This is a genomic window from Rickettsia endosymbiont of Ixodes scapularis (assembly GCF_000160735.1).
GTDB classification, from domain to species: Bacteria; Pseudomonadota; Alphaproteobacteria; order Rickettsiales; family Rickettsiaceae; genus Rickettsia; species Rickettsia tamurae.
Window position 1 is genome coordinate 20797 of sequence record NZ_CM000772.1, and the last position, 20469, is coordinate 41265.

Below are 20469 nucleotides of genomic sequence, written 5' to 3' on the forward strand. Positions count from 1 at the left end.
TTACTGATATATTGTCCATTTTCTCTAACTCGAAAAACGTATCTTATTTGAATTTTTGCTCCTGCTCAAACCCAGTCATCATGACTAACATAACAGGTAATACTCTCCATGATATTGAGATTTCAGAGATAAATCTTTGCATCCTTCTATACCATGAAGCTGCTTTAATCCCAGACGGCATTCTATTGCATAACAATGACATGTTTACTGTCCTGCTGTTAAGCATTGAAATGATAAATAATCCTAAACATTTTGCTCTTGATAAATTAAGCGAAATATGTTTTTGTAATAATTCGACTAGAGGGGCGGAATGATCTTTCATATGTAAACCAAGTTCTTTCCCCGTTATCATCATGAATTATCAGCAAAATTCAATCCTTTAGTCCTTACATCTCTAAAAATTGTCATGTAGTAAGGTTTTAAGCAAAAATATTGGTTTTAGTAAAACAACAATACATTGTTTTTTAAAAGCAAACTCTCATCATAAAATGCTTAGCACTAATGTCATTATAGCAATTGCTGATTATTTTAATGTCTCTGTGGATTACATAATAGGACGCTATCCTACAAACAACCAATAACTTTCATTATGTATTACAAGTGTATTATTATTTTGCTAATCTTTATTACTTTAAATTATCACTTATGTATCACAATTGTATGTAACTTACTAATTGTTATCTAGACAATAATTTAATTTTGTGGTACGTGTGTATTACACTTGTATCACATGGAGATTGTGTATGTCATCTAAAATTATTGCAATAATAAATCAAAAAGGCGGTGTCGGTAAATCTACTATTGCTGTTAATCTTTCCTTTGGTTTATATAAGAAAACATCGCGCGTACTACTTATAGACCTTGATCCTCAGGCTCATTCTAGTTGTATATATTGCCCGGAAACAGTTTCATATGATAAAACAATTGCTACTGCTTTTATTAATAAGAAGATAGATATTAATAATCTAATATTAGAAGCAATAGTACATAATGAAAAATTAAATAATTTAAAAATTATTCCTTCTAATATAAAACTTGCAACTGTTATTGAGCAAATTAGTAGTACTGTTTACAGAGAGAGAATATTACAAAATCACTTAAATAATATAAAAAAAGATTATGATTACATAATTCTAGATTGCCCACCAACGCTAGGAATTTTAGCCGTAAATGCTATATATTGTGCAAATTCAATAATTATTCCTACAAATTATGGGAGGTATTCACTAGATGGAATGGCTGACTTATTAACAGCGATACAGGAAATAAAGGAGGATCATGATTATAAATTTTTTATTTTAAAAAATTTATATGAACAAAAAAATTCTCAAACTAATAGGTACATTAATGAACAGTTAAATGCTCTGGATGAACATTTATTAACGACTATTATTAGAAAAAATGAAGCGATTAACCAAGCCCAAATTAATAACCTTCCTATACAAATATTTAATAATTCTTCAAAAGGTGCACAAGATTTTAGTTTACTAGTAGAAGAGGTAATACATTATGCATAAATCTAAAATAAATCCATTAGCAGAAAGTAAACTTTCAAAAACTGTTGCAAAAATAATTGCAGAAAAACCTATAGAAAAAAGTGGATTTATTACCTCATCCAATAATAAAACAACGCATTATAAGACAAAAACCTTTCGTTTAAGACAACTAGATGCAGAAAATCTTATAAAAATTGTTAAAGTAGTTAATAATCATAATTATAGAAAAATGTATTCAGATTCTGAAGTTATTAGAGGTTTAATTAATTTTATATCAGATAATTTAGATTCTAATATAAAAAAACTAACTAGCTATATCAATTCCTCTTCATAACAAGATAATATTACCTGTGTATTACTAATGTAATACGTATATTATAAAATATAGTTAAAAATATTACAAAACATATAAATAAATAATATTTTTTGTTGTATTATAAAAATAACTGCTGTAGTGTATATTAACGCGAGTTTCGTATTAATAGAGAAACTGAATAGCTGATAGTAACTGGGTTACGTGGATCTTGATAATACTGTTTTTGTTATAAAATGTACTTAAAACTGCATAAATTTTTAGTAAATTGTCTTTTTTGACTATAACTATTAAATTGTAAAACTTGTCACACCTCTTACAAACCTTGAAAGGATAAGCATTATAGCATATTCATTAACCATAATTTAGGCATCTTAATACGAAACTCGCGTATATTAAAGTCTAATTTAAAATGATGTATCTAAGTGAACAAAAAATCTACTTCTGATAGAAAAGTTAAAATTTCAATTAACATACCCGAAAGGTTATTAATAGAATTAGATAATTATAGGACTCAGGAAAATCAAGACAGATCTATTTGGATTACTAGTGCTATAATGGAAAAATTAGCATCTATAAAACTACAGAAGCATAAGGAATAAAATAGAGGAGTTAAGTTTCTAAATATATAGAAACCCAACACCCACAAGAATGAAGATATTTTAAATAAAATGCATCCAACATTTTGCTATCTACATTTGTATGTGTATCACTTTTTTATAAAAAAGTCAAGGGTTTTAGGTACTTAGCTCCATAAAAGGAGCATAGAATGCAATTATTTTATCCACTTGGCCACCCAAGTGAGGATATAGGTATACATAAATACCTTAATACCACAAAGAATCAATCATACATACCAATAACTGGATGTATCTTATCGCACATATTATCAAGCAAAGAGTTATCTTCTCAAGAGAAGATGTATTATATCTTAGCTGATTCTCTTTCTTGTATTAACTCATCTAAAGGACTCAATAGATCTATATCACTACCTGCTAAAAGCTGGGCAGAAAGATTATTTTGCTCTAAATCTGAAATATTTGTATTACAGAAATCCCTTGAAGATAAAGGGTATTTCCTTATATATAGAGATAAGAACGATAAAGGACAAAATAATCGTAATACTATCACTACAACTATTCCTACTCAGGTTTTTAATGATCTTAAATATGAACCTGATAGATTTGATTTAGGTATTGCGGATGATATAGATGATAAAGTTATTGATAACTCTCAGTCAGATAATATTGATTCTATAGATAAAACATTCATACCTACCTTAGAAGGAAAGAGACAACATCTTGAAAAAACTAAGATGTTTATTAGAGTCCCTTATCAGTTCTTAAAACAATTAAATTCTAATTGTAGTATTTCTGCAACATCTAAAGTGATCATGATTTATCTTTTTACGAAGATTTATAAATTTTCTGTTAATAAGTACGATTATGACGATTCTGATAGTGCTTTAACTCATAATTCCTACTCTATTGTTATATCATATCAAGAACTACAGAAAGAGCTTAAATTACATCGAAATAGTATTTCTAAAGCATTAAAGGATTTAGAATATAATAATCTTATCAATAGATATCAGATAGTTATAAAAAGCGATGATGATTATAACAGCAGAGCCGATAAATCTTTATGGAAAATATCTCTTCTAAATGTATCTCGTGTAACTAATCACAATAATCTACATGAACAAAAAGGGAAGGAAGAGCAGGAAGAACAAATTGATCAGCAACAAATAGTACAAAGTACTACAAGCACAATAATCAAGACTTATGATCAAGCAAGTGATGTATGTATAAATCGCGCCCTGGAATCCTTGCAAGAAAAGGGATGCACCAAATATGACCCTCCTTGCACTGATTCTGGTCAATTATATATTAAAAACTTTGTAATAAAAAATAGTATTATTGAAAATATAGATGCAAATTATCTGAATTATAAAAATTTATCTGTAGATAATTCTTCAGAGACTCTTCAATTAAAAGAAAATGCTAAAAAAGAGTTTTTAGAAAACGAGCAAAGCTCGTTTCCATCTGTATCTTATAATAATTATTTTGAAGATTCTATTGGTGCTAAACAACCTTGTTCTAATATACACCCCAAAGCTGTTACAAGAATAATTAAAAATATATCTGAAAATAGATACTTCTACCCTCTATCAGAAAAAGACATAAGTACGCTTAACTTTAGAGCAAATAGGGAATTTAGTAATAACTTCGTAAATCAGTTACTGTTAAAGCTCTATATCAAATATCCTGAGAAGAGATTTAAGAACAAATTCATATTCTTAAGCTATATGGTGAAGATACTAGCAAATGAGAAGCATCAAGAACCGCTTGTCAATCATACTAGCTTCAGATTTGGCTGTAACATAAATGCCGAAGAGAAAGATAAGTTAGAATATGAGAAATATTTAAGTGCAATAGAGGGCTCATTTGATACCAGCAAAGAAATGCAAGTCAGGAAGAAGATAGCCGGAAGATATGGTACAGAAACAGCATATAAAATATTAACACAGGTAGAGTTTAAGACAAACCAATACAATAGCTTTGTTACTGCATTAGTTCCGAACAGTTTGGATTTAAGCGAGCGACAAATAGAAATATTAAGCCAGCAGCTAGAAGCAGTATATGGCATTAATGGGTATTACGTGGATATAGTTGAGGATTCAGAAAAAGAGTTAGAGAAAGGAGAAGAACCAAAAACAAGCAACGAATTAGCTAAAGGAAAAAAAATAAAAATAAAAGACCGAGTTAATGTATCTAAAACTCCTATTTTTTCTAAAATACCGGAAGGTGTATCATTAAGTGCTATTCCATCAAACACAGCATGGCACACTATCAGGCAAGGCTTAATTGAGGAGTTAGGGGAAGATATAGATAGGGCATGGTTTTCAAGAGCTGTAGCTGTGGAATGCAAAGAAACTAGCACACTAATACTTACCATGCCAACAAGGTTTATGGCTGATTGGGTGCGAAATAACTATTCACATGTGATACGAAGATTTGCAGATAGTGTAGGGGTTAAGATGGTGGAGTATGGATATATGTATGATATTTTATAGTATTTAAAGATTATAGAAAAGAATAAAATCCTAACACGCTTCCTCCAACTTATCAAACCAAAGGAAAGATTAACAGCAATAGTAGATTTACCGACACCGCCTTTTTGATTTATTATTGCAATAATTTTAGATGACATACACAATCTCCATGTGATACAAGTGTAATACACACGTACCACAAAATTAAATTATTGTCTAGATAACAATTAGTAAGTTACATACAATTGTGATACATAAGTGATAATTTAATTGGCAAGGTTTTCATATTTATCTAGAACTCCAGATAAAATAACGGAGTTATAGTAAATAATCGCATTAGCAAGCAGTCTACCGCATAATTTCTACATCAATATCTGTTTTACCATGTAATTGTTTTTTACCACCAACTTTTGCAATAGCAGCTCGTAATTGGTGATATGATTCAATTCTATTTTGTGATTTGCGTACAGTTTTCTGTAATTGGCTATCCATCAGATATTTTAGTGTATAGATACTTCTTACTAATTTATCGTACTCAAAAACAGCTCTCCGCAAAGCATTTTCTGGTGATAAGTGACATAATTTTTTAATCAAATTAGCTTGATTCATTTCTTTTAGTGCCAAGGTGGCAACAAGTTGATCAATACTACTTTTTTGTTCAATAATAACTTGGATATCAATCTGAGCAATGGGTTTAATTAAGCAATGTGCGTATTCTTTAATATCATCCCCGCAATACAGATTTTTTAGTTGATCATTGAGGTTGGTGAATCTTGGATTTAACCCAGCTCCAAACCACTTCATGATTGCAAAGTTTGCTTTGTTGATAACATGCATATCACCAGTTATCACTCCTGGAATAATTTCTGAGGTATTGTTATGCCAAATATCAAACACAAAGTAACTTTAATATTCATGTGTGCCAATAAGCTCACATTGCAATGGTATATGATTTGCAAGAATAGTGTAAGCACTAACACCTTGACCTTCTCGCAAATACTTACGTGAATAACGTGCTTTGATATTGGGCGTATCCAGTTCAAATTTCTGACCATCAACGCTGCTATAAAGTAATTCTAAATCTAAAGAATAATACGGAAAAATCTTAAGCTTTGAGATAGCATTGCTTATTATGTCGTTTGCTTCTTTCAATGTTGATAACCGTAAATACTGCTGATAACTTGTTTCAAGTGTGCGGTATGAAATATCACTAATTTGAGACATTTTATAATTGCCGTGGTTAAAAGCTTGAGCAAGAATTGTAGCGATTAGTTTATCCTTATTGTTTGGTTCTTGTTTAGCATAACGAGGCTGCAAAGTGGTAAAAGCTGATAAAAAATTGCAATTGTTATTCACAAAGTTTAATACTTCGCTAATTTCACAAAACGGTAATTGTTTGAAGAATTTGTTTTGTATTTTTTCATCCTTACTTGTAACTTTTCTGAGCTTTATCAATTTGTTGCCACTTAAATTCTTGCTTGCGGTGCAGCTTATTAAGCATCTTTTGCCCAAGAACTTGAATATCTTCTTGAGACATAATTTTAAAAGCATGATCACGTACTTTGACAAATAACGTCGTATCGTTAAATTGCTCATCCACATAAAGCAATAGTAGGTTTCCTATTTTTTCTTGTGATTCTGTTGCTTCATCGACAAAATGAGTTTTTACTTTGTCTCGAATAGTTTTTTCAAATCTCTTTACTTGGTAGATAAAGGCTTCTACTAAATTATCACTTAATTGCTGATAGCGTTTAAGCACGTAACATAAAATATATAAATAATCCTGGTTGTACCGCAACTTACGTAAGTTACTAATACTGTAATAATGAGCAAGATTGACATAACTATCAATATTCTGCCTTGAAATATCTAATTTTAGTATCACGTCTATAGCAGTGCTATATAGAGGTTCTAAGGTGCTATATTTTTGTCGTTCCTTTAGCATCATTTTAAAGCCAAAATTTTTAGCATCTTGCTTAAACCCGGCTAGTGTTGAAATAGTATTTTCACTTACCATCAATTGATCTAGAGCCTCTTTATGTTCACTCTTTAGCTCTCTATCTAGTATAGCACTGATACGTTTACGTTCCGCAGTAAGACTTTTACTGACTATAGCTTGTAGAGTAGTATAAGCTGGGCGTACCACTTTGATGTTATTTAAAAAAGCAATTAGCTCACGTGCTATAAAATTAGGCGAAATATCACGTTTTATTATTTGAGTTGCTTGGTTTAGGAGTACCTGCAGGAAGTCTTTAGTCCAGAATCGGTAACCAAAGAAACCTATAATTTCTTTACGTTGAGTGTAATATTCATGATTAGTGATAGAAATTTTAGATAAATTTTTATCATCAAAATAATGGTATATAATAAACTGCAAGTCCTCTTGTGGAATATTTTCCCATGAGAGTTGAAAAAATATCTTTTTTGCTTTAAAATAGCCAAGTTGTAATGCATAAAAAACATTGATATGGGTGTGTAGACTGCTTGTAATATTTACAATCTCACTTTCAGAAAAACTAAAATATTCTCTTCGTTGTTTATTATTAAAATCCGGTATTCCATACAAAGCAAATTTTCCACTTCGGAAAAAAATAGCTAAATTTTTATCTTGGGTCATAATTAATGTCCCCCTTCGGGGATAAGAAATCCCTCGCCTTCAGGCGAAGGGAAGATATAATGAAATTGCTTTAGCAATGAATTTATATCAAGAAACATGAGAAGTTATAGAAAGAATAGTCATAGTCAGTATGATTTAAAAGTACATCTTATATGGATACCAAAATATAGGAAGAGAGTATTGATAGGCAAAGTAGCGGAAAGGGCTAGAGATTTACTAAGGCAGATTTGTATGGAACATGAAGTATATATAATTTCAGGGAAAATATCATGTGATCACGTGCATATGTTTATCTCATATAAATCACAAATATCTCTTAGCAAGTTAGTACAGTATTTAAAAGGTAGTAGCTCAAGAATTTTATTGCAAGAATTTGCTCATTTAAGAAAACAATTTTGGGGCAATCATTTGTGGGCTAGGGGCTATATGGCGGTCAGTTCAGGTAATATAACTGATGAAATGATACAGCACTATATTGATGAACAGGAAGGTGAACCTGTGAATGATGATCGATTTCTAATCGATTCCACTTTATAACCCCTCAGCTTATAGCTGAGGGTTCTTTAGTTATACATATTGTATTTATTATGCTTATAATGTCCATTATATAAATATCTTTTTTATATCAAAAAGATTCATTGTATGAAAAACTATTATTTTAGTGAAAGTACTATAAAATACGTTAAGACAAAATCAATCAAAATTAAGGTATTTTAGGATGATTTATGGATATGTTCGTGTTAGCACTCATGAACAAAATTTAGAGAGTCAGAAAAATATGATTAGCCGATATGGTATGGATCATAAATTTATAGTTGATGAATGGATTGAGCTTGAGATGTCATCACGTCAATCTACTGCTAAAAGACGCATAGATGAATTATTAGAAAAATTGTCACCTAAAGATATTGTAATCGCATCTGAATTATCACGTTTGGGACGCTCAATCAAAGAAACCTTGAATATTGTTGAAACAATTACACAAGAGAAACAGTCGAGGCTTATTCTTATCAAGCAAAACCTAGACTTAAATCCCAAAGACAAAAATAATGTTACCAACAAAATTTTAATCACCGTATTTTCTATGACAGCAGAGTTGGAACGTGATTTTATATCGGAGCGTACTAAAGAAGGCTTACGTGCTAGGGTAGCAAAAGGCATTAAACTTGGTAAACCTAAAGGAACATTACAAAAATCAATGTATGATAACGATCAAGAAAAAATCTTTCATTTGTATAAACTTGGCGTGCCATTACATAAAATTATTTCTACCCATCTTGAATATGGCAAATATTTATCACTTAAAGAATATATTGAAAAACGAGAAGCAAAAATTTCAATTTCTTGAAATCAAAAAAATCTGGGGTTCTACGTCAGAACACCCTATTGGGAAAGTTTTACCCAAGCGTCTTGGTCTTGTGATTAAAATTACCTCTCCGCTGTCTTCCAGCAATTCTTTGATCATTAAGCTCTTATCGACAAATACATCACTATTTAAGCGAGTTTCGTATTAAGATGCCTAAATTATGGTTAATGAATATGCTATAATGCTTATCCTTTCAAGGTTTGTAAGAGGTGTGACAAGTTTTACAATTTAATAGTTATAGTCAAAAAAGACAATTTACTAAAAATTTATGCAGTTTTAAGTACATTTTATAACAAAAACAATATTACTAATATCCTCGTAACCCAGTTACTATCAGCTATTCAGTTCCTCTATTAATACGAAACTCGCGTTTACTACCATTCTGTAAACTTTTTAAGCTTGCTATTTTCTGCTCTGCTACTTTTCGTGCTCCGGGCGATGGTGGCGTGTTCTCTAATAATACTTCAAAATCTTTATCTCTTGCTTGACATGCTATAGCGTCTAGTACCATCCTTTTATCTACGATTGCATTCTCATATTTAGGGCCATGGCTTTGTTATACTCTATAATTGCTTCTTGGTATTTTTTAAGTCCGTATAACGCATAACCTTTATGGCAAAATGTAGGGGCATACTTAGGATCTAATTATATTGCTTTATTACTACACTTAATTGCTTCGTCGTACTGTTTTAAAAAATTATAAGAGTTGCCTTTGCTGTAATAAGCTATTGCATTATCAGGCTTTTTTTAAGCCAAGTCGTTCAAACAATTGGTTATCTTGCTCTGGAATAGGGTTACCCGCGGTGAGTAATTTTTCACCATAAAATATAGAGTTTGCTCCTGCCATAAAGCATAAAGCTTGTAATTCATCAGACATTTGCTCACGCCCTGCGGAAAGTCTAACATAAGATTTAGGCATTAATATTCTGGCAAGTGCAATTGTTCGAACAAAGTCAAAAGGATCTATATCTTCTTGATTTTCAAGGGGTGTGCCTGGAATTTTTATCAGTTTGTTAATGGGAACAGATTCTGGCGATTCCTCTAAATTTGCAAGAAGAGTCAGCATTTTTATACGATCTTCATTTGTTTCACCCATACCTATGATACCACCACAACAAACCTTAATACCAGATTTTCTGACTAATTCTAATGTATTTAAGCGATCTTCAAAAGTACGAGTTGTAATTATTTGATCATAAAATTCAGGTGAAGTATCTATATTATGGTTATAAAAATCAAGCCCTGATTCTTTAAGCATAAGTACCTGAGAATCTTTTAATAACCCAAGAGTTACACATGTTTCTAAACCTAGCTTTTTGACTTCTGTTATCATTTCGCAAACAATTTTTAAATCTTCATCTCGTGGTCCACGCCATGCAGCCCCTATACAAAATCTACTACTTCCTGCATCTTTTGCTCTTTTAGCTGCAGCAACCACTTCTTCTTTTTTCATAAGTGGCTCTTTTTTTAAACCTGTGTTATAATGTGCAGACTGAGGACAATAAGAACAATTTTCTGGACAACTTCCTGTTTTTATATTTAAAAGAGTACTGATTTGTATTGTAGCAGGAATAAAATAATCTCTGTGTATTTTTTGAGCTTCATAAAGAAGCTCTATTAAAGATAAATTGAAAATTTCTTTTGCCTGTTGTAAAGTCCATTTTTTTTGCATAAGCGTGAATTTAAATGTATGAATTATATAAACAATATTTATCTACGCTATATAATACAGAAAAATATCGTAAATTACCAGATCTAAAATATCTAGACCAAAAATCTTACTTAAATTTCTCTACAAATGATTACCTTGCTTTAAGTCATCATCCTGAAATTATTAAGGCAGCAAAACTTGCTTTAGATGATTTTGGGGCTGGAGCTACTGGTTCTAGATTGCTTTCAGGCAATAATAAATTATTTGAATCTTTAGAAAATAGAATTGCACAAGACAAGCAAACAGAGGCAGCCCTTATCTTTAATTCTGGCTTTCAAACAAATTTTAGCGTTCTATCTAGTTTACTTGATTCAAAAATTCTAAACGCAAGACCTCTAGTATTTTTTGATAAATTAAATCATTCTAGTCTATATCAAGCAGTTTTTTTAAGTGGCGCTGAGCTTATTAGATACCACCATAATGACATAGAACATTTATCCTCTCTTCTAAATAAACACGAAAATGACCAAAAGCCAAAATTTATTGTCACAGAAACTATTTTTGGAATGGACGGAGATATCTTGCCTATTCATGAAATAGTAGCTTTAGCTGAAAAGCATCGCGCTTTTTTATATTTAGATGAAGCGCATGCTACTGGTATTATTGGTCATTATGGATATGGTTTATCAACGATAATTAATATAAAACATATTCCTCATCTTATCATGGGGACTTTTAGCAAAGCTTTAGGAGGTAGTGGAGGTTATATAGCTTGCACCCAAATATTAAAAGATTATTTAATAAACAAAGCTCCAGGTTTTATTTATTCTACTGCGAGTTCTCCTATGGTAATAGGTGCTGCAAGTAAAGCTTGGGATATGATAAAAGATTTTGAACAGGAACGTAGGTATTTATTTTCCTTAGGCGCTACTTTGCGAGAAGGTCTTACAAATCTAGGTTTTAATATTGGTCTATCATCTTCGCATATTATTCCAATTATTTTAGGTACAGAAGAATTAGCGACTAAGGCAAAAGAAAATCTGTTACGAAATGGGATTATTACTTCTTGCATTAGACCACCAACTGTCCCTCCTGGATCATCACGCATCCGTATTGCGCTTAATGTAAGTCATAAAAAACAAGATATAGAACAGCTTCTTAAAGTATTTAAAACTTTATGAAAAGATGCTTTATTTTTTGCCATGGATTTGGCTTTGATAAAAATTTCTGGAAGAATTTGACTCCCTATTTTTTAGGAGAACAATGTATATATTTAGATTTAGGATATTTTGGAGAAAAATTTGAACCTAATTTAGAAACTAACAATGTTGAATTGATAGGAATTGGTCATTCTTTGGGACTTGCTAAACTTTTAACACTGAATAAGAACTTTGATTATTTGATAGGACTTAATAGTTTTATAAATTTTCTTGGTAATGATCAAAAATTACATTTAGTAAGAAAATATGAATTACAAACTTTAACAGATCATTTTATAGCATCACCAATTAACACTCTAAAAAATTTTTATAAAAGATGTGGCGTGTTTGAAAGGGAAAGAATAGCAAATATTAATAAACAAATAGCCTTAAATGATTTAGAATTTTTATATAATGAATTCTATATTCCGACTGAAATACGAACACTTATTATAGGTTCTAAAAATGATGTTATCGTTCCTCCTGAAATTTTATTTGATAATTTTCACATATACCCTAATATTAATATCCAAATGATGGATATGGGTATGCATCTACTTGGATGGTTAGAAGCAAAGAGTATTTATCAAAGAATAATGAGCTTTTTAAATGGTACTGATTAAAAGAAAAATTCAGACAAGATTTGATACCGCAAGTAATTCTTATGATAATGTAGCAAATGTTCAAAAAGAAAGCGCACATATTTTAGTTACAAAATTGTATGAATTTGACCACAAATTCTATCCGGAAACGATTCTAGATTTAGGAACAGGCACAGGATACGTAACGGAAGATTTATTATCATATTATTCTGAGTCTTCGTATACACTTAATGATATTGCACCAAACATGATAAAAATAGTGCAGAATAAATTTTGTAAACTTAAGAAGTTTAATTTTTATATAAGTGATATGGAATATGGAGATTTTCAGAATCATGATCTTATCATTAGTAATTTTGCACTGCAATGGGTGAGTAATCTAGAGGCGACACTTCAAAAATTCTATGCGCAGTCAAAAATATTTTCTTTTTCTTGCTTACTTGATGGAACTTTTAAAGAGTGGCAGGATATTCTAAAAGATTATGGGTTACCTACAGTGCTTAAACAATATCCGATTGAAAAAAATTTAGTCAGTTTTTTATTAAATTTTGAACTAAGTAATTATCATTTTAGCATCAAAGATTTTCAGCTAACATTCAAAAATGCTTATTTCTTTGTAAAATATTTACAAAACTTAGGTGCTGGCACAAGCTCTACAACAATACCTCTAAATAAAATAAAAAATCTCATTAAAAATCATGATCAGGAATTTAGCATAACGTATAAAATATTTTTTGGAATAATGAAAAGGTTATAATGCAAGTTTTTATTACAGGTACAGATACAAACATAGGTAAAACTTTTATATCTAGTTGGCTATGTCTACATACTGGGTACGAATATTTTAAACCGATTCAAACTGGATGTTATGAAGGCACTGATAGTAATACTATATCCCGTTTTACAGATAGCAAGATACATAAAGAAACATATCTTTATCAAGAACCATTATCACCTCATCTGGCTGCAATGTTTGAGAATAAAGAAATTGATATAAGCAAAATTCAGTTACCAAAAACTAAGAATTTAATTATAGAGGGTGCAGGCGGATTATTAGTTCCTATTAACCGGAATTATTTAATGATTGACTTAATAAAGCTTCTTTCTATACCTGTTATTCTTGTTGCAAGTTCCGAGCTTGGCACTATTAACCATACTTTATTAAGTTTAGAGGCTTTAAAAAGCAGAAATATAGAAATACTAGGATGTGTTGTCAGCGGTAAGTTAAATCAATATAATTGTGATGCGATAGAGTTTTACGGCGCAACAAAAATTTTAATTCAGTTTCCTTATTTACCTGAAATTAATAAGGATGTTTTAAGAAAAATACCTTTAACACAGAATTTACAACAAATATTGAAAATTTGATAATGACCTCTCTTTCTGCTCGTGATAAAAAAATTATTTGGCATCCTTTTACTCAAGAAAAAACAGCCTTTCTAAATGTTGCTATTAAAAAGGCTGAAGGCTCTTATATTTATGATGAGTATAACAAAGCATATCTTGACCTTATCTCCAGTTGGTGGGTTAATCTACATGGTCATGCTCATCCCGATATTGCTCGCAGTATTTATGATCAAGCTTTAAAACTCGAGCATGTTATTTTTGCAGGCTTTACCCATGCACCTGCCGTTGAGTTATGCGAAAATTTAAGTGAATTATTACCTAAAGAATTAAATAGGTTTTTCTTTTCTGATAATGGCTCAACTTCTGTAGAAGTCGCTTTAAAAATGGCTTATCAATATTGGCACAATCAAAATCAAGTTGAGCGAACATTATTCTTAAGCTTTGAAGGTGGATATCATGGCGATACATTTGGAGCAATGTCTGTAGGAGTACGCTCAGGATTTCATAACCTTTTCTCTGGCCTCTTTTTTAAGGTATTAACTATTCCATATCCTGAAACTTGGGATGAAGATTTAAATGTAAGATCCAAAGAGGATTATGCTTTATCTGTCTTGAATGAATATTTAAATGAGCATAGTCATAAAATTGCAGCTCTTATTATTGAACCTTTAGTACAAGGTGCAAGCGGTATGCGTATGTGTAGACCTGAATTTATTCGAACTGTTATAGAACAAGTTAGAAAAAAAGATATTTTGGTAATTTTTGATGAAGTAATGACAGGATTTGGACGCACAGGAACTTATTTTGCACTAGAGCAAGTTAGCTTAACACCAGACTTTTTATGTCTTTCGAAAGGAATAACAGGAGGATTTTTACCTCTTGCACTTACAGTTACAAGTGATGATATCTATCATGCTTTCCTTAGTAATGAATGGAGCTATGCTTTTGCACATGGACATTCATATACGGCTAATCCTTTGGCGTGTGCCGCAGCTTTGGCGTCATTAAAATTGCTGGGGCAAGAAAAAACGCAAAATGCGGTGCATTCTATCTACCAAGCTCATAAAAAAGGAATTTCATACTTAAAAGCAAATTGTCCAAATATTGAATATTCAAGAGTACTCGGCACTATTAGTGCATTTGCCTTAAAAAGTAGCTATAGCAATTTTAATCAATTGCTTAAACTAAAATTTTTGGAAGCAGGATTATTAATCAGACCTCTAGGTAATACTATTTATCTATTACCTCCATATTCAATCACTACTGATGAATTAGAATTAGCTTATGAAAAAATAAGTAAAATTATTAATAACGAGAAGTTAAGATTAGGAACTTAATTTACTAAACTCTTACTCTATCAGAAAACGGCTTTGTTCGGGAGGGTGGTAAAAGAAGCTATAAAGTATAGAGATAATGATATATAATATTTTGGATTAGATTAACAATAAATTGATAATGCCATACAAAGAAAGAGCAAGAACAGGTTTACCAAGAAAAACAGATAAGCCAAAATATAAAGTAACCAATTGGTCGCAATATAACCAGAGCTTAAGACAAAGATGGATGATCAGCCTGTATTTCCCTAAAGGGGATTTAGAATCTTTATTCATTAATGCCCAACCTTACGTAAAGGGAGACTCTGGTAGAACATCAACATACCTAACCCCATATATTCATCTTATTTACACATTATATCGTTTATTTGGTTTCGTGCAGAGTCAAATAACAGGTTACTTTGAGGATCTGTGGCGAAGTAAAGATCTTAAAATTCCAGTTCCAAGCTTTGGTCATTTATGTGATTTATTTTCAAAGATTCCATTAGAGGTAAAGCAGTTTTGCAATAAACTTGCTCAACGTACCAAGAATGGTGAGTCTATATCTCTGATACTAGATAACGCGAGTTTCGTATTAATAGAGGAACTGAATAGCTGATAGTAACTGGGTTACGAGGATATTAGTAATATTGTTTTTGTTATAAAATGTACTTAAAACTGCATAAATTTTTAGTAAATTGTCTTTTTTGACTATAACTATTAAATTGTAAAACTTGTCACACCTCTTACAAACCTTGAAAGGATAAGCATTATAGCATATTCATTAACCATAATTTAGGCATCTTAATACGAAACTCGCGTTAGATAGTACAGGTCTTAGATTTAGTACGGCTAGTAACTGGTATGCAATGAAATATAATAAAATCTGTAAGAATAAGCCATGGCAGAAAATGCATATTTCTATGAATCCTGAAATGAATATTTATGATGTTGAGATTACTGATTGCCATACTTCTGATATAGAGATGCTAGAGTCTTTAATACCAGAGAATATATCGGTAGATAGAGTAATTGCTGATGGTGCTTACTATAGTATTGAAGGAGTTGAGAAATTAAGTAATTGTGGTATTACACCAGTAATGCCTCCTCCACGTAATGCTAAAATATATGGTCAAGATAACACCATATGGCATGATAGGGTTGTAGGTTATATTAGTAAGAAAGGTAACATTTATGCATTTTATAAAAAATACTGTTATGGGATTAGGGTGCGAATTGAAGCTCAAATTTCAAGAATTAAGAGATGTATTAGTTCATCTCTATTAACTAAAAAAATAGCATCACAAAAACGTGAAGCAATTGTTATTGCCAATATTATAAATTTATGGAATTCATTCGGTAAATGTGCTTCCGTAAAAATAGGATAATTCCGTCCAAAACCGGGTCTGTCAGATTTTTTGTGTAAGTACGATTTCTCCATTTGCCCAATTTTGTAAATTAGTATCACAAAGTATAGCAAATTGATTTAAAGCCATGGCCCAATTCTTAATAGGCATTGTCCATTTTTTAGAAGCATTTGTCAATGCTAAAAAGATTATTTTCTGAATCGATTTATCATCTGGAAATACCCCCTTATTTTTTATAATTTTACGAATTTGACGGTTAGTTGATTCAATAGCATTAGTAGTGTAAATCGCCTTTCTAATGTCTTCCGGAAAGCTAAAGAACGGAGCTATTCCAGACCAATTTCTCTGCCATATATCAAAAATAACTGGATATTTTTCATCCCATTTTTTAGCAAAATTTTGTAATTCTCTTAATCCCTCTGCTTCATTTATTGCAGAATAAACTGCCTTTAAATCAGCTGTTACCAATTTTAAATCTTTATATGATACGTATTTTACAGAGTTTCTTACCATATGAACAATACACAGTTGTACTGTGGTTTTTGGGAAAATGCTATTTATTGCTTCTGGAAAACCTTTAAGACCATCAACACACGCAACATATATTTGTTCTACACCACGATTCTTCAGTTCTGTTACTACTTGCATCCAAAATTTAGATCCTTCATTCTTGCCTATCCAAATACCTAATAGTTCCTTCTTGCCTTCTATATTCACGCCAATATCTAGATAAACTGCTTTATTTATTATTATATGATTGTCTCTTGCCTTAACATGAATACAATCTACATTATAGGATATACACTATCAAGTGCTCTATTCTGCCACGCAGTAACTTCCTCTAAAATGCCATCAGTTACCTTTGATATTAACTCAGATGATACTTTGGTGGCATATAGTTCTTCTAAGTGCCCTTGTATTTCTCGAATAGTCATTCCCCTAGCATATAAAGATATTACTTTATCATCAAATCCTTCAAATCTCCTTACTCCTTTTGGAATTAGTTGAGGTTCAAATTCTCCTTCCCGATCCCTTGGTACTTCTACTATCAATTTATGACCCTCGGAATCTATTAGAGTCTTTTCATAATTGCCATTACGTCTATTATCTGACTCCTTGGTATTCTTAGAATGCTTCTCATAACCTATATGAGATTCCATTTCTTTTTCTAAAATCTTATTTACTATCTGCTTTTTAATTTCCTGAAATATTCCTTCTTTGCCAAATATCTCAGATGGATCACTTTGTGATAGTATTTCTGATACTACTTTTTCTATAGTCGGATTTGATACTTTACTCTTATTCTTCATATTAGCCTCATGTAAGTTGTTTTAATTAATTTTATTCTTAACTATTTTTATAACTTACACAAACTTTCTGACACTCCCAATTTTGCTAAAAAATGGGATGAAAAATATCCAGTTATTTTTGATATATGGCAGAGAAATTGGTCTGGAATAGCTCCGTTCTTTAGCTTTCCGGAAGACATTAGAAAGGCGATTTACACTACTAATGCTATTGAATCAACTAACCGTCAAATTCGTAAAATTATAAAAAATAAGGGGGTATTTCCAGATGATAAATCGATTCAGAAAATAATCTTTTTAGCATTGACAAATGCTTCTAAAAAATGGACAATGCCTATTAAGAATTGGGCCATGGCTTTAAATCAATTTGCTATACTTTGTGATACTAATTTACAAAATTGGGCAAATGGAGAAATCGTACTTACACAAAAAATCTGACAGATCCCGATTCCACTTTATAACCCCTCAGCTTATAGCTGAGGGTTGTTTAGTTGCCTATGCTATACGTTCTGAAAATCCTGCTTTAGCTGATGAAATGCTTGGTTTTAAACCTGCTTTTCTTAATGTCATATATACCTTTGCTTGTTGGTGTGTTATTCTTTTCCCAGACATCTTTGCAATTAATTAAATTATTTTAGATGTCTATTTTATTACCGGCAAAGAAAACTGTCACCCCTAGGCAATTATATCTGTCATTTCATAGACAATGGCAATTAGCAACATAAAATCTTTTTTATGACCGATACAGTAGTATCAATATTCTTATAGCTTATATCCTTATGAGTTATAACTCTGATCTTATCCAATATGATAGGCATCCTTATTCCATATTCTTGTATCAATATATCTACTAGTTGTTTTTCAGATACAGAAGTATTAACTAATGTAAAATATGCTATGTTAGTTTTATACAAATTTGGATCTATAGCAATTTGTTCTATGTTACTTAAACATTCTACTAAATAATTTGTTTTTTTATGATCTTCTTCTAAGGAATTTATATTATTTTTTAAGCCATACAAGCATCCAGCTGCAATAATACCGGCTTGGTGCATTCCACCACCAATTTGAAATTTATAGTACCAGGCTTGCTCTATAAATTTTTCACTACCAGCTAGTACAGCACCCATAGGTGCCCCCAGTCCCTTACTAAAATCAACAAACACAGAATCAAAATAATCTGCATATTCTTTTGGAGAAATCTTAGTATAAGCACAAGCATTAAATAACCTAGCTCCATCTAAATGAGTTAAGACATTATTTGCTCTACATAATTTGGAAATATCTTTAATATATTCTAAAGGCCATATAGCACCACCACCAAAGTTTGTGGTTTGTTCAATTGATACTAATCTAGCTTTTGGTATGTTTCTTAAGTTAGGACGAATAACAAACTCTCTAATTTGATCTACCGTAAATATACCTCTATTTCCTTTTATTGGTAATGGAGTGGCATGTGCTTGACCGGCAATGAGACCAGATTGTACTAATAATGGGTGTGATGTTTCATCAAGTATTAAATAGTCTCCTGGGTTTTTAATATGAGTTTTATATGCAATTACATTACACATTGTACCTGAAACTAAAAATATTCCAGCAGGTTTGCCTAATATTTTACAGGTTTCTTTTATTAATGCATTTACAGTTGGATCTTCGCCTGCGACTTCATTACCAACTTCAGCTCTTGCCATAGCCCTTCTCATTTCAACAGAAGGATTAGTATTTGTATCGCTGAAAAAATCAATTTTTATTTTCATATTATTTTTGGTTGTGTTTGTAAAATAAAACTACTTTTTGGATGCTATCAATAGCATTTACAACGTCTGATCGAGTTATACCTAGATGAATCACTGCTCTAATATGATACTGGAGCCAAGGAAATAATAGCAAGCCATAAGCTTGACATTCATTTAGAAACACATCGTTGGTAATATTTAATTCTTTTATGCTAAAGGTTACTATATTGGTTTCAGGATATGGAGAGATCAAGTTTATATGTTTAATTTTTTTAATACCATCTGCAAATAATTTAGCAAGTTTATTATCTTCTTTAAGCCGGGATATATTATGCTGAAGAACATATTTTGCTGCATTAGCATAATAGCCAATTTGGTGATATCCGCCACCTAGCCAAACTTGTAATTTTCTAGCTTTCTCAATAATTTCATTTTTTCCTAGTAGCATTGATCCAAATGGAGCTCCTAATCCTTTAGAAAAACAAAAACTTAAAGTATCTGTATATTTTGCATAATCTGCTAGAGCAATATTTGTTTCAACGTGGCTATTAAATAACCTAGCTCCATCTAAATGAAGATTTATGTTATGAGACTTTAAATATTTATATAACTCCACTTGTTTTTCAAATGGATAAATTTTGCCATTAAAACCATTAATGCTATTTTCTATGGTAACTAGTTTAACTTGAGCAAAAATTTTATACCTTGGCTTAGAATTAATAGCATATTCTATGTCCTTGTCTTCCAAAATCCCATTAGTATTATTTATACAATTAAATACAATATTACTTACTTTTGCATTACCAGCACTATCAAAAAAATTTATATGATAATTATAATGAGTAATTATCTCATCTCCAGGATTTGTTTGACTGGCAATGGCTAATCTATTTGCAAGCATACCGCTCGTAACAAATAATGCATCTTCTACTTTAAATAAGCGTTTGCAATATTCAGTTAAATCGTTGCAACTTTTATCTTCACCATAAGCAAAATCTCCTGCAACGGCTGTATTCATTGCTTTTATCACTTCTGGGGTTTGTAAAGTCACAGTGTCACTCCTTAAATCTATGATTTTTACTTTTTGCATGATTACTATA

At 31.0% G+C, this 20469-nt stretch carries 19 protein-coding genes and 6 pseudogenes; 14 read left to right on the forward strand and 11 right to left on the reverse strand.

Translation table 11 applies throughout. The annotated features are described in order from the left end of the window. Positions 1-49 precede the first annotated feature (49 nt). Positions 50-355, reverse strand: a pseudogene (locus REIS_RS09645) (transposase); the annotation flags it as partial. Positions 356-743: 388 nt separating this feature from the next. Here REIS_RS09645 and REIS_RS09650 point away from each other — a divergent pair. The 3 genes from REIS_RS09650 (at position 744) to REIS_RS09660 (ending at position 4885) form a co-directional block, all read left to right on the forward strand. Further along, a complete protein-coding gene (locus REIS_RS09650) occupies positions 744-1517 on the forward strand; it encodes a ParA family protein (RefSeq protein WP_233466370.1) in 774 nt (257 codons plus the stop codon). Next, entirely contained in the window at positions 1510-1830 is a 321-nt protein-coding gene (locus tag REIS_RS09655; protein WP_008581477.1) for a hypothetical protein, read from the forward strand. The genes REIS_RS09650 and REIS_RS09655 overlap by 8 nt, the downstream gene beginning before the upstream one ends. Positions 1831-2578: 748 nt before the next feature. Next, positions 2579-4885 (forward strand): DnaA N-terminal domain-containing protein, encoded by a 2307-nt coding sequence (locus REIS_RS09660; protein WP_008581481.1) that lies wholly within the window; start codon positions 2579-2581, stop codon positions 4883-4885. A 23-nt stretch (positions 4886-4908) separates the two neighbouring features. On the opposite strand, the pseudogene REIS_RS14655 reads toward REIS_RS09660, so the two are convergent. The 3 genes and pseudogenes from REIS_RS14655 to REIS_RS11540 all read right to left on the reverse strand — a co-directional run. Next, positions 4909-5022: pseudogene (locus tag REIS_RS14655) on the reverse strand (ParA family protein); the annotation flags it as partial. Between the two features lie 190 nt (positions 5023-5212). Then, positions 5213-6220: pseudogene (locus REIS_RS16125) on the reverse strand (Tn3 family transposase). 70 nt (positions 6221-6290) lie between these two features. Next, positions 6291-7481 (reverse strand): DUF4158 domain-containing protein, encoded by a 1191-nt coding sequence (locus tag REIS_RS11540; protein WP_008581486.1) that lies wholly within the window; start codon positions 7479-7481, stop codon positions 6291-6293. A gap of 96 nt (positions 7482-7577) precedes the next feature. On the opposite strand from REIS_RS11540, the gene tnpA reads away from it, so the two are divergent. Together tnpA and REIS_RS09675 are read left to right on the forward strand one after the other, a co-directional pair. Continuing rightward, the gene (gene tnpA, locus REIS_RS09670) at positions 7578-8018 is read left to right on the forward strand and encodes an IS200/IS605 family transposase (RefSeq protein ID WP_008579210.1); all 441 of its coding nucleotides are present in this window, start codon (positions 7578-7580) and stop codon (positions 8016-8018) included. Positions 8019-8199: 181 nt separating this feature from the next. After that, positions 8200-8829 carry a recombinase family protein gene (locus REIS_RS09675; protein WP_008581469.1) on the forward strand — a complete coding sequence of 210 codons (630 nt, stop codon included), beginning with the start codon at positions 8200-8202 and terminating at the stop codon, positions 8827-8829. A 45-nt stretch (positions 8830-8874) separates the two neighbouring features. Here the strand turns inward: REIS_RS09675 and REIS_RS14660 are convergent. From REIS_RS14660 to bioB, 4 genes and pseudogenes are all read right to left on the reverse strand, one after another. Continuing rightward, positions 8875-8976 (reverse strand): annotated as a pseudogene (locus REIS_RS14660) (AAA family ATPase); the annotation flags it as partial. Between the two features lie 208 nt (positions 8977-9184). Further along, positions 9185-9358 carry a hypothetical protein gene (locus REIS_RS13595; RefSeq protein ID WP_008581467.1) on the reverse strand — a complete coding sequence of 58 codons (174 nt, stop codon included), beginning with the start codon at positions 9356-9358 and terminating at the stop codon, positions 9185-9187. A gap of 134 nt (positions 9359-9492) precedes the next feature. Continuing rightward, on the reverse strand, positions 9493-9576 hold the full coding sequence (locus tag REIS_RS17590) for a tetratricopeptide repeat protein (protein WP_081819185.1): 84 nt from the start codon (positions 9574-9576) through the stop codon (positions 9493-9495). A gap of 7 nt (positions 9577-9583) precedes the next feature. After that, the gene (gene bioB / locus REIS_RS09680) at positions 9584-10519 is read right to left on the reverse strand and encodes a biotin synthase BioB (protein ID WP_008581465.1); all 936 of its coding nucleotides are present in this window, start codon (positions 10517-10519) and stop codon (positions 9584-9586) included. A gap of 14 nt (positions 10520-10533) precedes the next feature. On the opposite strand from bioB, the gene REIS_RS09685 reads away from it, so the two are divergent. The 7 genes from REIS_RS09685 (at position 10534) to REIS_RS09715 (ending at position 16347) form a co-directional block, all read left to right on the forward strand. Continuing rightward, a complete protein-coding gene (locus tag REIS_RS09685; protein WP_008581464.1) occupies positions 10534-11679 on the forward strand; it encodes an aminotransferase class I/II-fold pyridoxal phosphate-dependent enzyme in 1146 nt (381 codons plus the stop codon). After that, complete coding sequence (locus REIS_RS09690) at positions 11676-12320, forward strand: hypothetical protein (RefSeq protein ID WP_008581462.1); 645 nt, start codon at positions 11676-11678, stop codon at positions 12318-12320. Before REIS_RS09685 ends, REIS_RS09690 begins: the two co-directional genes overlap by 4 nt. Beyond that, positions 12307-13056, forward strand: a complete 750-nt coding sequence (locus REIS_RS09695; protein WP_008581461.1) for a methyltransferase domain-containing protein — start codon at positions 12307-12309, stop codon at positions 13054-13056. The genes REIS_RS09690 and REIS_RS09695 overlap by 14 nt, the downstream gene beginning before the upstream one ends. After that, positions 13056-13667: a dethiobiotin synthase gene (bioD, locus tag REIS_RS09700; RefSeq protein WP_008581459.1), complete on the forward strand. Its 612-nt coding sequence runs from the start codon at positions 13056-13058 to the stop codon at positions 13665-13667. The genes REIS_RS09695 and bioD overlap by 1 nt, the downstream gene beginning before the upstream one ends. A gap of 2 nt (positions 13668-13669) precedes the next feature. Then, positions 13670-14983 carry an adenosylmethionine--8-amino-7-oxononanoate transaminase gene (gene bioA / locus REIS_RS09705; RefSeq protein WP_008581457.1) on the forward strand — a complete coding sequence of 438 codons (1314 nt, stop codon included), beginning with the start codon at positions 13670-13672 and terminating at the stop codon, positions 14981-14983. Positions 14984-15101: 118 nt separating this feature from the next. Beyond that, complete coding sequence (locus tag REIS_RS09710; protein WP_008581454.1) at positions 15102-15578, forward strand: hypothetical protein; 477 nt, start codon at positions 15102-15104, stop codon at positions 15576-15578. A gap of 250 nt (positions 15579-15828) precedes the next feature. After that, complete coding sequence (locus tag REIS_RS09715; RefSeq protein WP_008581452.1) at positions 15829-16347, forward strand: transposase; 519 nt, start codon at positions 15829-15831, stop codon at positions 16345-16347. A 21-nt stretch (positions 16348-16368) separates the two neighbouring features. Here REIS_RS09715 and REIS_RS11545 read toward each other — a convergent pair. Then, positions 16369-17636: pseudogene (locus REIS_RS11545) on the reverse strand (IS256 family transposase). 123 nt (positions 17637-17759) lie between these two features. Between REIS_RS11545 and REIS_RS17595 the strand changes: the two are divergent. Both REIS_RS17595 and REIS_RS17600 read left to right on the forward strand, forming a co-directional pair. Next, positions 17760-17903 (forward strand): annotated as a pseudogene (locus tag REIS_RS17595) (transposase); the annotation flags it as partial. 33 nt (positions 17904-17936) lie between these two features. Beyond that, entirely contained in the window at positions 17937-18071 is a 135-nt protein-coding gene (locus REIS_RS17600) for a hypothetical protein (RefSeq protein WP_008579572.1), read from the forward strand. 275 nt (positions 18072-18346) lie between these two features. Here the strand turns inward: REIS_RS17600 and REIS_RS09735 are convergent, their stop codons facing one another. Continuing rightward, a complete protein-coding gene (locus REIS_RS09735; RefSeq protein ID WP_008581489.1) occupies positions 18347-19390 on the reverse strand; it encodes a threonine aldolase family protein in 1044 nt (347 codons plus the stop codon). 1 nt (position 19391) lies between these two features. Then, the gene (locus REIS_RS09740; protein ID WP_008581490.1) at positions 19392-20459 is read right to left on the reverse strand and encodes a threonine aldolase family protein; all 1068 of its coding nucleotides are present in this window, start codon (positions 20457-20459) and stop codon (positions 19392-19394) included. Between the last annotated feature and the right edge of the window lie 10 nt (positions 20460-20469).

Excerpts from the sequence above, each read along its gene's own strand:
- REIS_RS09650 (WP_233466370.1), top strand. The coding sequence starts at position 744 with ATGTCATCTAAAATTATTGCAATAATAAATCAAAAAGGCGGTGTCGGT.
- REIS_RS09655 (WP_008581477.1), top strand. The coding sequence starts at position 1,510 with ATGCATAAATCTAAAATAAATCCATTAGCAGAAAGTAAACTTTCAAAA.
- REIS_RS09660 (WP_008581481.1), top strand. The coding sequence starts at position 2,579 with ATGCAATTATTTTATCCACTTGGCCACCCAAGTGAGGATATAGGTATA.
- REIS_RS11540 (WP_008581486.1), bottom strand. The coding sequence starts at position 7,481 with ATGACCCAAGATAAAAATTTAGCTATTTTTTTCCGAAGTGGAAAATTT.
- tnpA (WP_008579210.1), top strand. The coding sequence starts at position 7,578 with ATGAGAAGTTATAGAAAGAATAGTCATAGTCAGTATGATTTAAAAGTA.
- REIS_RS09675 (WP_008581469.1), top strand. The coding sequence starts at position 8,200 with ATGATTTATGGATATGTTCGTGTTAGCACTCATGAACAAAATTTAGAG.
- REIS_RS13595 (WP_008581467.1), bottom strand. The coding sequence starts at position 9,358 with ATGGTACTAGACGCTATAGCATGTCAAGCAAGAGATAAAGATTTTGAA.
- bioB (WP_008581465.1), bottom strand. The coding sequence starts at position 10,519 with ATGCAAAAAAAATGGACTTTACAACAGGCAAAAGAAATTTTCAATTTA.
- REIS_RS09685 (WP_008581464.1), top strand. The coding sequence starts at position 10,534 with ATGTATGAATTATATAAACAATATTTATCTACGCTATATAATACAGAA.
- REIS_RS09690 (WP_008581462.1), top strand. The coding sequence starts at position 11,676 with ATGAAAAGATGCTTTATTTTTTGCCATGGATTTGGCTTTGATAAAAAT.
- REIS_RS09695 (WP_008581461.1), top strand. The coding sequence starts at position 12,307 with ATGGTACTGATTAAAAGAAAAATTCAGACAAGATTTGATACCGCAAGT.
- bioD (WP_008581459.1), top strand. The coding sequence starts at position 13,056 with ATGCAAGTTTTTATTACAGGTACAGATACAAACATAGGTAAAACTTTT.
- bioA (WP_008581457.1), top strand. The coding sequence starts at position 13,670 with ATGACCTCTCTTTCTGCTCGTGATAAAAAAATTATTTGGCATCCTTTT.
- REIS_RS09710 (WP_008581454.1), top strand. The coding sequence starts at position 15,102 with ATGCCATACAAAGAAAGAGCAAGAACAGGTTTACCAAGAAAAACAGAT.
- REIS_RS09715 (WP_008581452.1), top strand. The coding sequence starts at position 15,829 with ATGAAATATAATAAAATCTGTAAGAATAAGCCATGGCAGAAAATGCAT.
- REIS_RS09735 (WP_008581489.1), bottom strand. The coding sequence starts at position 19,390 with ATGAAAATAAAAATTGATTTTTTCAGCGATACAAATACTAATCCTTCT.
- REIS_RS09740 (WP_008581490.1), bottom strand. The coding sequence starts at position 20,459 with ATGCAAAAAGTAAAAATCATAGATTTAAGGAGTGACACTGTGACTTTA.